The sequence below is a fragment of the Vibrio sp. LQ2 genome (assembly GCF_023920125.1).
In the GTDB taxonomy this organism is placed as follows: Bacteria; Pseudomonadota; Gammaproteobacteria; order Enterobacterales; family Vibrionaceae; genus Vibrio; species Vibrio fluvialis.
Map to the genome: position 1 here is coordinate 1,747,119 of NZ_CP085308.1, position 12,830 is coordinate 1,759,948.

The 12,830-nt window shown below is 51.4% G+C and carries 10 protein-coding genes; 7 read left to right on the forward strand and 3 right to left on the reverse strand.

Annotated features, from left to right (window positions below):
- Window positions 1-5 precede the first annotated feature (5 nt).
- From tssK to LGV68_RS08195, 6 genes are all read left to right on the forward strand, one after another.
- Window positions 6-1,331: a type VI secretion system baseplate subunit TssK gene (tssK, locus tag LGV68_RS08170; protein WP_041943237.1), complete on the forward strand. Its 1,326-nt coding sequence runs from the start codon at window positions 6-8 to the stop codon at window positions 1,329-1,331.
- Window positions 1,332-1,335: 4 nt separating this feature from the next.
- On the forward strand, window positions 1,336-2,556 hold the full coding sequence (gene icmH / locus LGV68_RS08175; RefSeq protein ID WP_158129429.1) for a type IVB secretion system protein IcmH/DotU: 1,221 nt from the start codon (window positions 1,336-1,338) through the stop codon (window positions 2,554-2,556).
- A gap of 12 nt (window positions 2,557-2,568) precedes the next feature.
- A complete protein-coding gene (gene tssM, locus LGV68_RS08180; RefSeq protein ID WP_252536512.1) occupies window positions 2,569-5,979 on the forward strand; it encodes a type VI secretion system membrane subunit TssM in 3,411 nt (1,136 codons plus the stop codon).
- Window positions 5,976-6,773 carry a protein kinase family protein gene (locus LGV68_RS08185; protein ID WP_158129427.1) on the forward strand — a complete coding sequence of 266 codons (798 nt, stop codon included), beginning with the start codon at window positions 5,976-5,978 and terminating at the stop codon, window positions 6,771-6,773. The genes tssM and LGV68_RS08185 overlap by 4 nt, the downstream gene beginning before the upstream one ends.
- A complete protein-coding gene (locus tag LGV68_RS08190; RefSeq protein ID WP_158148574.1) occupies window positions 6,773-8,173 on the forward strand; it encodes an ATP-binding protein in 1,401 nt (466 codons plus the stop codon). Before LGV68_RS08185 ends, LGV68_RS08190 begins: the two co-directional genes overlap by 1 nt.
- A gap of 282 nt (window positions 8,174-8,455) precedes the next feature.
- Window positions 8,456-9,142, forward strand: coding sequence for a response regulator (locus tag LGV68_RS08195; RefSeq protein WP_252536514.1), 687 nt, complete (start codon window positions 8,456-8,458; stop codon window positions 9,140-9,142).
- Between the two features lie 150 nt (window positions 9,143-9,292).
- On the opposite strand, the gene LGV68_RS08200 is transcribed toward LGV68_RS08195, so the two are convergent.
- Window positions 9,293-10,141, reverse strand: a complete 849-nt coding sequence (locus LGV68_RS08200; protein ID WP_047460924.1) for a pirin family protein — start codon at window positions 10,139-10,141, stop codon at window positions 9,293-9,295.
- 202 nt (window positions 10,142-10,343) lie between these two features.
- Here LGV68_RS08200 and LGV68_RS08205 point away from each other — a divergent pair, with 202 nt between their 5' ends.
- On the forward strand, window positions 10,344-10,637 hold the full coding sequence (locus tag LGV68_RS08205) for a hypothetical protein (RefSeq protein ID WP_020328889.1): 294 nt from the start codon (window positions 10,344-10,346) through the stop codon (window positions 10,635-10,637).
- On the opposite strand, the gene LGV68_RS08210 is transcribed toward LGV68_RS08205, so the two are convergent.
- Together LGV68_RS08210 and LGV68_RS08215 are read right to left on the reverse strand one after the other, a co-directional pair.
- On the reverse strand, window positions 10,634-11,797 hold the full coding sequence (locus LGV68_RS08210; RefSeq protein WP_020328890.1) for a GGDEF domain-containing protein: 1,164 nt from the start codon (window positions 11,795-11,797) through the stop codon (window positions 10,634-10,636). The genes LGV68_RS08205 and LGV68_RS08210 overlap by 4 nt on opposite strands.
- 115 nt (window positions 11,798-11,912) lie before the next feature.
- Window positions 11,913-12,809, reverse strand: coding sequence for a LysR substrate-binding domain-containing protein (locus tag LGV68_RS08215; protein ID WP_140229195.1), 897 nt, complete (start codon window positions 12,807-12,809; stop codon window positions 11,913-11,915).
- Window positions 12,810-12,830: the final 21 nt, after the last annotated feature.

The following is a 12,830-nucleotide window of genomic DNA, read 5'->3' on the forward strand; positions in this document are numbered from 1 at the left end:
GTCATTTGAAACACCAGAGTAAAGTCGTATGGAGAGAGGGCATGTTTATTGCCCCGCAACATTTTCAGCAGCAGGACCGCCATACGCATCAGTACATTCAGAAATATGTTGCCCTGTCTTCACAGGGCAGTGGTTTTGGTGTTTCGGCGCTGGAGCTTGATCATCATTACCTTAAGATAGGCAAGTTTGGTGTGGTGCATTGCCAGGGGATTTTCCCGGAAGGGACGCTGTTTGATTGTGTCAAAGAGCTGCTGCTGGATATTCCGGAAGGTACCCTAAACCAACGCGTCTATCTGGCGTTGCCGTTGTCGGTGGAAGGCGAAAATGAGTACGGCAGCCGTGCAGACAAGCGCCGTTACGTGGTGTCACAGGTCAATCTGTTTGATGCCAGTGATGTGGTGCAGAGCGCGATTGAAGCCGAGCTCGCCGAGCCGAATATCCGTCTGGTACTCGAAGGTGAAGACGTGACGGGGCTGGCGTTGTTGCCGGTGGCGAAAGTGTTGGAACGGCAGGAAAACGGGGAGGTCATCCTCGACCGCAGCTTTATTCCGGCGTGTCTCCACTACGGTGCCTCACAACTGCTCAAAGAGCGTTTGAAAGAGATTTTCATCCTGACTCAAGCCCGCGCCAATAGCGTCGTGCAACGCATTGGTGCGGGCCAGCAAACCAAAAGTGATCTGAGCCTGATGCGCGAATTTCTGTGGTTACAGACGTTAAACCGCTGGCTGCCATGGCTGCATCTGACGCTTGAACAGCCACAGACCAGCGTCGATGCGTTGTACGAAGGGCTGGTGAGCTTTTCCGCTGAACTCGACAGCTTTAAACCAGCGATGACGGCCATGCCGGAGCCGCTGGTACGTGATGATCTTAAGCAGGGCTTTGCGGGCGTGTTTGCCCAACTGCGCGAGAAACTGTCGATGGTCCAGAGCGACAACGTGACGGAATTCAGCTGGGATACCAACCTGTTCGAGCGTCGCCGCTTGCTGCGTTTGTCGATTCCGAACCTCAATCAGATCGAAGGCCGCCGTTTTGTCATGGCGGTGCATGCGTCGATTGGTACCGCAGCGCTGCTGCAGGTGTTCCCGAGCGCGTGCACGCTGAGTGGTTTGAGCCAGATTGCCGACTTGGTGCGCAACAGTCAGTCCGGCGTGCCGATTCAGGTGTTACCGGTTGCCCCGAATGAGCTGAAAGCGCAGGCGGATGTGGCGTATTTCGAAATCGATACCGCCCATGAGTACTGGCAACAACTGAAAACCAAACGAGAGCCGATCGCGCTGCACGTCGACAGTCGTGTGCCGGATCTCTCCATTAAGCTCTACGCTCTGGGTTGAAGCAATGAATCAATTGTTCGATGAAGATACCGTCACGATCGCCGCCAATGATCCGACGCCTGCGTCCAGTCAGCCGGCAAAGTCCGTTCGTCTGAGTAACGCCAATATGCTCAAGAACCATGCGCGCTACAGCATGGCTCAGCAGCAGGGGCAACTGTTTGACAACAGTATCTTGCGCGTCAGTTCGGACTTGCTGTCGCTGATCATCTCGGTCAAACGCATGCAATGCCCGACGGATCTTTACACGTTCCGTTCTGGCATCAAGCACGCGATCACCGAGCTTAAATATCGCATTGCCGCGTTGGATTACCCGCCTTCGGTGGCGGACAAAACCTGTTTTTTGTTTGCCGTGATGATCGATGAACAGATCCTGCACTCATCGTGGGGCGATGAAGCGGGGTGGGAAAATCAAACGCTGGTCAGCGAACTGTTCAACATCAAAAACGGCGGTGAGCAGTTTTACATCATTGCCGAGCGTGCGTTGTTGCAACCGGTGCTGTTGGTCGATCTGCTGGAGCTGATCTACATCATGCTCAAGATGGGCTTTCGTGGTCGCTATCGCACTAAAGGCAAGGATCAACTGACCGCGCTGATGAAACGTCTGGAAGAGGCGGTGTTTGCCAAACCGGTGGCGTATTCGGCCGCTGAACGTCTGGCGCCAGTGGCCGCCGACGATGTTGCCGCTCGTCACGCCAAACGGCCGAAAAAACCGGTTGGCGTGTGGCGTTCGGTGGCGCTGTTTGTGGTGATGTCTGCCTTGGTTTGGGGCGGTTTACGCTACTGGTATGAGGCGACCTCGCCGCAAAAGGCGCTGCCCTTTACCCAACTGACTCAGTATACCCAAACGTATTACAGCAAAGGCAGCGTGCAGGACAAAGAGTATGTTTACGACAGCACGCCATCGGACATGAAATCAGAAGGTTGGCATCCAACCACGGCCAGTGTTAATAGTGCGGCCGAACCTGCCACATCAACGGTCTCCGATAAGTCTTCGGCCAACCGCCAGTGGTTAGTGCAACTGGCGAGTTTTAATAATCCGAGTGATGCGGCGAAGTTTATTGCCCGTTATAAATCTCGCGTTCCGAGTGCTCAGGTAAAAGCGGCTAACGGTCGTTATCGGGTCGTGAGCGAAAATTATGCGACCAAATCGGCCGCGACTGAAACGCTCTCCACCGCCAAAAGTGCGGGGATTTCTGATGCCTTTTTACTCATTGACACCAATTAGGTTGTAAACAACATGATGGATAAGAAAAAAGCCATTCTCTTTTCAACGCTGGCGACATTCCTGGTTGGACTGATTACGTGTCTCTCGTTGTGGCTGACCGGGACTTACTGGCTGACGCCGTGGTGGGCGGTGGCTCTGCAAGTGGCGTTGATTGTGCTGTTTCTGGCGCTGGTGGGATGGGGAACGTACGCGTACTTGCGTCGCCCGAAAGTGGATGAAACCCTCAAGCAGCACGACGAGTGGCGTAAACGCGTGCTCAAGAACCGCTTTGCTCTGATTTGGAAAAAGCACAGTAAGGTGACCTCTAACCCGTATCATGTGCCTTGGTATGTGCATGTGTCGGCGGACGTGAGTTCTGACGTTCGCTGGCTGCAACAGATGGGCTTTGAGAGTGTGGAATCCATAGAACCTGTACCGGATGACTTGATTGCGGTGCGCTTTTGGGTCTCCGACAGTGCGGTGTTGGTGTCAGTTGATATGAGTTTCCCGCTCGCTACCCGTCAGGCAAGCCTGGATGTGGTATGCGAACTGCTGATGAAAAAGCGCGATCGTCAGGCGTTCAATGGTGTTCTGTGCACAGTCGATCTCGATCATCTGCTACAGAAAAACGAAATTGCGGCCAGCGAGTTCAGCCAGCAGTACCGAACGCTGCTGAGCGATTTGAACCAACGTACCGGATTGTCGCTACCGACCTACTGCGTGTTTACCAATATGGCTGCAGTACGTGATTTCTGTGAGTTGTTCTCGACGCTGGATGAATCCGCACGTGAGCAGCCTTTTGGTGTTCTGCGTCCGGCTGACGAAGGCAAAGGCTATGATAAAGACTGGTTTGATGAATCGTTTGACGATCTGACCCGTCGTCTGGCGATCACGGCCAGCGAATCACTGAAACAGCAGTTACACGCGGATTTTCGTGCCTCTTCGGTGGCGGGCATTTTCCAGCTCTCTGCTCTGCGCTACGACATTGAAGACTTTTTGTCGCTCACCTTCAGCCAGCATGCGTTTGATGAAGTCGCGCTGCATTTTCGTGGCTTCTTCTTCGTCAACGTCGGCGGGGAAGGGGAATCCACTGACATTCTGACTTACATGCACGCCTCGGATCTCGGCTTTGAATCTCTGGCTGGTATGCAGCAACACGCCTCCAGCCCGAGCCTGTTTGGCAAGAATCTGTTTCGCAGCTGTATTGTTAAAGAAGCGCCATTGGTGGGTGTATACCGTCAACGTGAGTGGCGTTACCGTGCTTCGCGAGTTGCGATTTTTGGTGGATTATTGCTTCTGTTCGGTAGCTTTTTGTGGATGTTAAAGGCCAGTTTTGACTATCAGCAGTCCTTGGACAATCAGGCGTTGATCAAACTGAACCAATACAAAGAGAATCTGAAACTGGATACGATTGTCGCCGATGATCTCTCATCGCCCGTGTTCAGTTTGTCGGAACTGCGAGACATCAACAATCTGTACAACAAACAGCATCGTCCTTGGTATGTCAGTGACTGGCTGCCGGATTCGAGTATCAGACGCTTCGTTCACCAAACGTATTATGAAGAGCTGAGCAGCGTACTGCTGACCCTGATGCGCGATTACATCCTCAAAGATCTGTTTGTCTACAACTCTCTGGATGACAAAGTGAAAATGCTGGAGCTGCTGAACTATCATCAGATCCTGTATAGCAAACATCGTGATGATGTCGATTCGTTGGTCAATTACTACCTGACTTCGCTCAAAGAGGAAGGGGAAGGCGATGTCGCACTGCTTGAACGTTTTAAGTTGCTGGCCGAAGACCTGTTCCGCAGTGGGGCCACGCCGCCGGAATCGGAACCTGAACTGCTGGCGCTGGTGCGTAAGTCGCTGTCTGCCAACGACATCAGTGAACTGCTCTATCAGCACATTTTGCAGCACCCGGATTTTTCACGCCGTGTGGATATGCGCACCAAGCTGAATCCGTCCTATCAGAAGGTGTTCGAGTTCAAGCCTGGCTTTACCGGCTATCTGATTCCGTATCTGTTTACCCGTGAAGGCTTTGAAGATCTGTACAACGAAACCGGCTTTCAGCTGGCGTCAGAAGCGATCAAATCTTATGAAGGTGTGATGGGCAATATCAGCGGTGATGCTGAAATGAACCGAATCAACCGCCAGTTGCGTGAACGCTATATCGGCGATTACGTCAAATACTGGCAGGATTTGATGGCTAACATCAGTTGGGTGGAAGTGTCTGGATGGGGTGAGATCAGCAAACAGATTGATATGACGGTCGATCCGGTCTATTCGCCGCTCAGCCAGTTCTACAATCTGGTCGCGGTGCATACCAACCTGAGCCAGAAGAAAGAAGGCGAACCCGCGCCAAAAGAGAGCCGTGAAGCCAAAGAGCAACAGACGGAAGAGGGCGAACCGAGCGTGACCGCGATCAGCAATACCAGCGAACGCGTGCGTGCATCGATTGCTGCGCCGTTCAAGGCGATGCATCAACTGGTGGCGGTGAACGAAGCGGGGCAAAGCCGACTCAGTATTGCGCTGGCACAGTTGCAACAAACCCGTGACTGGATAGAGAAGTCCAAAGAAACGCAGGATCGCGGCAGCTACTTCCTGGCGCAGTTGCAAAACACCGATTCCAATAACCCGTTGGCCCAGCTCAATACACTGGCGGCAGATTACAATGATCCCGTTCTTCCGGTATTGATGCGCGGCGTGGCGCGAACGACTAACCGATTGGCACAAAGTGCGATGAAAACGGTGATCAATAACGACTGGAGCGTGCTGTACGGCGGCTATGTGCGTCATTTTGCCGGCCGTTACCCGTTTGATAAGAAAGCGGAGTTCGATGCCTCGTTGGCCGATTTTGCGGATTTCTTTAAATCCGGTGGTCAGTTTGATGAGTTTGCGCAGAAATATGCCGCCTACTTTGACCTGACGCATGGCCGTCAAACTCAGCTGAAAGGCTTCATCGTCAATCAGATGCTGCCGTTGTCCGACTCTTATCAACCGTTCAGCGATGCGGTCAAACGCATGCAAAGTGGTCTGTTTATTGATGGGCGTGTAGGCGTCGAGTTTTTGCTGCGGGCGGAAAAGATGTCGCCGGACTTGACCGGATTTACTCTCGAGTCAGGCAGCAAACTGTTTGAATACCGCAATGGCCCGCTGCTGTGGCAATCGCTCAGTTGGCCGATCCCGGCTAACCAAACTCAGGACATCGCCATCATCACCAAAGATGATAAAGGGGCGGAAACCCGCGAGAAGCTGAGCGGTGAATGGAGCTGGTTCCGGGTCGCAGACAAGATGCAGAGCGCATCGGTGGTGGGCAGCGATGATGTGGCCTGGCGCTATCAGTCAGACAGCAACGAAGTCAGCCTCAAGATTAAGTCGAAAAGTGCTGAGCAGCCGTTTGCCCCCCGTTTCTTTGACGGCCTGAACATTCCAATCGAACTATGAGTAGCCTGATACCAACATGGCTGGATGGTTTGCTCCCCCAAGGGGAGCGAATCATGCTGGGGCGCCGCTGCCTGCTGGTGCGTGATGATCAGCAGGCATGGCGGGTGAAATTTGGTGAAACGGTGGAAGATGCCTATGTGCTGCAACGGGAAGCGTTGTGGTTGATGCGTTTGCGCCATCTCGATATTCCCATTCACGAAACTTTGTCTCTCAACAAATACGCCGTCAATACGGTTCTGATCACCAGCTATCTGGAAGGACAGCCAGCGGCTCTGTTTTGGAAAACGTTGGATACAACGCAGCGCCGTCAATGGCTGTCACAGAGTCTGCCAACGCTGCTTGAAGATATCGGTCAACTGCATGCAGCGCATGTGGTGCATGGCGATATTAAACCCAGCAACATTCTCTGTTTGCCGTCTCTGCATGCTTGTCTGGTGGACTTTGCCAATGCGCGGCGAGTGGGTGAACCATGGAAAGAGCGCGGTATGCTGCAGTTCACGCCCAGCTTTCATTACCCAACGCCCAGCCCGCTGGCCCGGCTGGAACACGATTATTATGCCATGCTGATATGTATCACCTTATTGTGTGAACCGGACAGCCTCGATGAATGTCTGACGGTGAATAGCTTACTGAAACTGGTAGAACTTAAGTCAACGGACTGGGGAATGCCGGATGACGTGAAGACGATATTGGCGAAGTGGATCTCGGCTATCAGATTAGATTTAGGCGCGGAGTCGGATGCGTTGACGGAGTGGTCTTCCGCCAGCGAAACGGTTAGCGCAACGGAGAAGTAATGTTTAACAGAATCTGGCAGCGGCTCAATATCCTGCAGAAATTAAAACTGGTGCTGATGACCACCATGCTGACATTAACCGCGGCCATGCTCATCATGGCTCGTTGGAGTTACGAGCAAGGCTTTTTCGATTATACCAATGCGCTGGAACAGACTCGCTTGGAGATGCTGGCACCTCAGTTGGTCGATCTGTATGTGCTGTCTGGTCAAAACATTCGTGCGATGCCGAAGAATGAGGTCAGCGCGATCCTGGCCAGTTTTCCGAAACACCCGCAAGGTCCCAACCTGAATAAGTTTCCCAACAAACCGTTGCCCGGCGCGAGAGCACCGAGTGCGGCGCTGTTCGATCTCAACGGTCATTTTATCGCGGGTGCCTCATTGCTGACGAATGATCAGCCGAATGAGGTGCGTGTGCCGCTGCGTTTTGAAGGCAAAACGGTCGCTTGGCTGAAGAGTCTTCCGGTACGTCATTTCAAAGATACGATGGAGACACAGGTTTCGCGTACTCAGTTGGAACGCAGCTTGTGGTTGGGAGGGATCAGCCTAATCGTTATTTCAATGGTCTCGTACGGTTTGTCTATTTTCCTGCTGCGCCGCACGCGTGAAGTCATCAGCGCGATTCATCGCATGTCGAGCGGGGATTACGACATTCATCTGGTGGACGACTCTAAGGATGAAATCGGTACCCTGATGCGGGATGTCAATCAGTTGGCGCACATACTGCACAGCTCCATGCTGTCACGCAAAACCTGGCTGGCCAACATCTCTCACGATATGCGCACACCACTCACAGTGCTGACGGGCGAGATTCAGGCCATCAAAGATGGTGTACGCCAATTCGATATGGAACGTTTACGTTCAATCGAGCAAGAAGTCGACCAGTTACGCAAGTTTACTGAGGATATTTACGAACTTTCTCTGTCGGATATCGGCGGTCTGCGTTACGAGTTTGCGCGTGTTGATCTGTTTGATGTCATCAGTGAAGCCGTGGATGCCATGCAGTGGAAAGCGGAAGAGAAGGGACTGACCATGACCTTTGCAGGCCAGTCCGCGATGGTGTCGGCTGATCGCTCACGCATACTGCAATTGATGAAGAACCTGATCAGTAACTCGGTGAGCTATACCGATGCACCGGGCGTGGTTCAGGTGATGTTGTATCAGACCAAGCAGCACGTGGTGATCAAAGTGAGTGATTCAGCGCCGAGTGTCTCGCTGGCGAACTGCCAGTATCTGTTTGACCCGCTCTATCGTGAAGACAGTTCGCGCAATCGCGCGCACAACGGGGCCGGGCTGGGGCTTGCTATCTGTAAAAACATCGCTGATGCCCATCAGGGAACAATAAGAGCCATGCCATCAGACTGCGGTGGTTTGGATGTGTTGGTGGAACTGCCAAGAAACTGATTGTGTGTTTTGTGTGGCAGAAGTCTGAAAGTGCGCATGGAAATGGCTTGCGTCACAGCCATTTTTGCGGATCAGACACCATTTTTTATTAAGAAAATAGATTCCTATGCAACTTGGATTACGCTTTTAAGTGAGTCGAGCCCTTGATTCACAAGGCTTTGTTAACAATGTTAACAGTGTTAAGCTTGCCAGTTGCATTGCGGATCGGAATCTGTAGAAAACCATAAAAATTGATTCTGAAGACGCCACAAAACATTCACTGATTAAACAGGAATAATAAGAATGGCGCTTGTCTATGTTGTAGAAGACGAAATAAAAATTGCAGAAATACTGTCAGATTACCTGACAAAACACGATTACGAATGCCGCATCATTACTTCAGGAAAAAATGCGGTAGCCGAAATCACCAATGGGAACCCCGACTTCGTCATTCTTGACGTGATGTTACCGGAAGTCAGCGGATTTACGATTTATAGTCAACTGAGAGCCATGGGGAATGAAGTGCCAATCATTTTGCTCACTGCGCGAGTGGATGAAGCGGATAGATTAAAAGGTTTGAATATTGGAGCAGATGATTACGTCTGCAAACCGTTTCTGCCCAATGAGGTGGTCGCTAGGGTCAGCGCCATATTACGCCGGGTTCAGAATCAGAAAAACAACGGAGGTCAGCACAGCAACGAACGGATGATCAGCTACGGGACGATTACGCTCGATATGGATCGTTTTTTATGTATTGCTGATGGTAAAGGCATTGATCTGACACCGGTCGAGTTTCGTTTGCTGCACACCATGATGATTCGGCCAAGCCGCATTTTTTCTCGGGAAGTGCTGATGCAGACGTGCTACACGGATGATCGGATCATTAACGACCGAACCATCGATAGCCATATGCGTAACTTGCGTAAAAAGCTGAATTGCTCGGGCGATGTGATTCACACCATCTACGGTGTTGGCTACAAAGTTGAATGACCCCTTTTAACTGCTCAGTTTCTCATTCAACAAACCGACAATGAAAAATGCCACACTCATCGAGTGTGGCAGAAAGACAAAAAGGAATGGCAGTGGATTATTCGCTTTTTGTGTCAGTGATGAGCCCAATCCGGGCTCAAATCTCATCAATTAATAGCTTTCGAACTTACCCGCGTTGTAATCGTTGATCGCTTGTTCGATTTCCTGAATGCTGTTCATTACAAACGGGCCGTAATGTACGACAGGTTCGTTGATCGGTTCACCGATGAAAATCAGCACGCCGCTGGTATTATTGGCGACCAGAGACACCGTCTCTCCTTTGGACAGTAATGCCATTTCGCCTTGCATGACTACTCGTTCACCCGCTTTGATGCTGCCTTTGTAGGCGTACAGCATCATGTTGTGGTTTTCGTCGGTTTCAATAGTCAGCTCACTGCCCGGACCAGCCTGCCAATCGGCAACGGTGGCAGGGACACCAGTTTGAGTCAGCGGACCTTGCAGTGCTTCACCGTTAGCGCGAATATCGCCCGCCAGAACACGCAGCAGACCGAGTGTTTCGCTGCGATGCTCGGTGATGGTTTCCGGCTGAAAGTCGTGATATCTGGCCGGGATCATCTTGTCGCGCGCTGGTTGGTTGATCCAAATCTGGAAACCGTGCAAATCGCCGTTTTCCATAATTGGCATTTCGCTGTGGATCACACCACGTCCTGCCGCCATCCATTGTGCGCCGCCGCTGCGCAGTTCACCCACATTACCCATATGATCGCGATGCTGAAAATGACCTTGCAACATGTAGGTCAGGGTTTCGATACCGCGATGCGGATGAGGAGGAAATCCACCCACGTAGTCTTTGCGTTCGTCGGATTTGAGTTCATCCACCATCAGAAACGGTGAGAAGCTCGCATTATTGAATCCTGCCAGGCGGCGGATTTTCACGCCATCGCCGTCAGAAGTCGCTTGCGACGGGATCAGCTGACGAATTTCTCTTACTTTGCTCATTGTTCTTCTCCGTTGGTGGAACATGAGTGAATTGTAGTTGAGTACTGACGAAAGAAGAGGGGGCGGATTTGAGGCAGTCATTCAAGAATTTTGAACAATACCAAAAGTCAGTCGTTCAACACAGATGCGAGGTGACCCACTAACGGACTAATTGAGTTGGTCTATACTTTAACCAGATGAATTCATTGACGAGGAGGTCACGATGGCTGTGCTTCCCAAACACACCGACCAGAATCCGCGCTACAACCCGGATGATGACATGACGCTGGACCAGTTGCAGCGCTTTACCCGTGCGGCCAACAGTGCGCAGAAGAAGCGTGAAGAGCTGCATGAGCAGGAACAGCCGTCGATTGTTGAAGTGGCGAGACGAGCACGTCGCGCTGCGATGCGACCTGTGATCAAACCGAAAGAGAACAAGCCGAATACGGCTCGTTACGCCATTTGGCTGGTGGTATTCGCCATCATCGCTTTGTGGCTGATGTATATGGATGTTTAGCTTTGGTTTTTCGCGGGAGTGAATTGAGCGAGCTCTTGCTCGGCTTCTTCATCATGGTGCGTGGTGACGTTGTGGTAGTAGCGGTATTGGTTTTTGCCGCCATGTTTCGCTGCGTACATGGCCTTGTCAGCACAGCGCGTCAACTCTTCTAAGTTATCCGCATCAAGCGGGAACAGCGCAGCCCCGGCACTGACCGTCAGATTGTTCAATAATTTCGTGTCTCCTTCCTTGTATGGCTCCTCAAACAGATGGCTGATGCGGTGCAGAATGCTGTCGAGATCTTGTAAAGACTTTACATCATAAAGCAGCAACACGAACTCATCGCCGGCAAAGCGGGCAATCGAATAGTCATGGCGCTCCGTTCGACGGTCACTGTGGCGCACGTTGTTTTTCAGTCGCTGGGCGAAATGCTTCAACACGCGATCGCCGACATCATGCCCGTAGTTGTCATTGATGGCTTTGAAGTTATCGATATCGAGAAATACCAGTGCGGTAATCAGTGAGTGAGGATGCGGCTCTGCCAGTTTTGCGGTCGCCCAGTTTTCAAAGCTCCAACGGTTGGCAAGGCCGGTCAACTGGTCAGTATAGGCCAGCTCTTCAATCCCTTCTCGATAAAGTAAATGAATGTAGCGTACCGCTTTGGAATAGAAATAGGCTGAGGTGTTGCAGATTGCGGTGAGCGAGATCAGGCTGATGACAAAGTAGTCAGACGCCATGGTATCAGGCCCTATTGACGCATGCCGGTTGCTGTAGATCGACAATATCGACAGCATGCAAAAACCGATACTCAGAAAGAGACCTGTCTGGAAACGGTTGATAAAGATGATGGTGGCAACAATCGGGTAGACCCAAAACAGTTTGCTGCCTTCAATGTCACCATGTGCCAGAAGCATCATTGCTTGCGTAAGCAGCAAACTGGTCAGGATGAGGTCAGCATGCGCGGAGCGTCGATAGCGGCTGTAAATCATATTGGCGATGGCTGCAGCAGCACACGCCAGATTAAACAGGCTGTACACCAACTGGTTATCAACCAACAACAGATAGCCATTCAGGCTCAGCACTAACGCAGTGATGATAGAACTAATCAGGACAACTTTTTGTTTACGCAGACGGCCCAATTTGGCCATCTCTTTAAGTTGTTGTCCCACCAGACTGTTCATGACTGTCTCATCCTTGATATAAAACCGCTCGAGTACAGTCTAGTTAAGAATTTTTTGTCTGAAGCAAAGTATGAAAAAAAGCCTGTGACCTAATTCAATGTTTTCAAAAGATTCTTTACTGAGCCTGGCTGAACTCCTGTTTTAGCCACTTACGCAGTAGTAAAACGCTTTCCAGTTTGAGCTTGTCTTTCGGGCAGGCAAAGTAAAACGCTTGCTCCGGATGGAGTGTGCTGTGACCAATTTCCATCAGCAGACCATGTTGAATCTCTTCACGCACGAACTGGCGGTGAGTGACAAATACGCCGAGCTTTCGTATCGTAGCTTGCACGGCTTGAGCCGATGTGGAAAAGGTCAGGTTTTTTTGCTGCTTGGGTTGTGGCAACTGATTGGCCTCGCACCAAATCGACCAATCGCTCAGGCGCCTTGGGTTGGCCGCGACAATTGCGGGATAACGCTCAAGAACTTGCTCCGTCGTCATGTTGCGCTCACTCAATAGTTCAGGGTGACAGACCAGCACGATTTCGTCATCGGCCAATTTTTCGCAGTAATACCCCTGCCACTCCCGCTGAAAACCGTGGATTAAGGCCACATCGACCCCTTCTGCCTCAAGTGAGAAAGCGCCCGTTAAGGTCGAAATACGAATATCCACGTTGGGGGCAAACGCCTGAAAAGTCGGCACTCGGGGGATCCACCAGTGCAGCGCCAGAGAGTTGATCATATTCAGAGTCAGGCGATTGCTGTTGTGCGACACCAGCATGGATTCTGTGGCATCGACAATCTGTTCCAGCGCCGGAGCCACTTTACGGTAGTATTTTTGTCCGGCACTGTTAAGTGTGACTGAACGACCCACCCGATTGAACAGCGGCTGATTAAGTTGGCTCTCCAGCGATTTTATGGCCTGGCTGACCGCTGAATGACTGACACTCAGCACTTGGGCGGCTTCTGTCATGCTGCCTGTTTCGGCGACTGCAACAAATGTGTAGAGCGATTTGAGTGGGATGAGTTTACGCATGTGTAAGTTTTCCTAACAGGT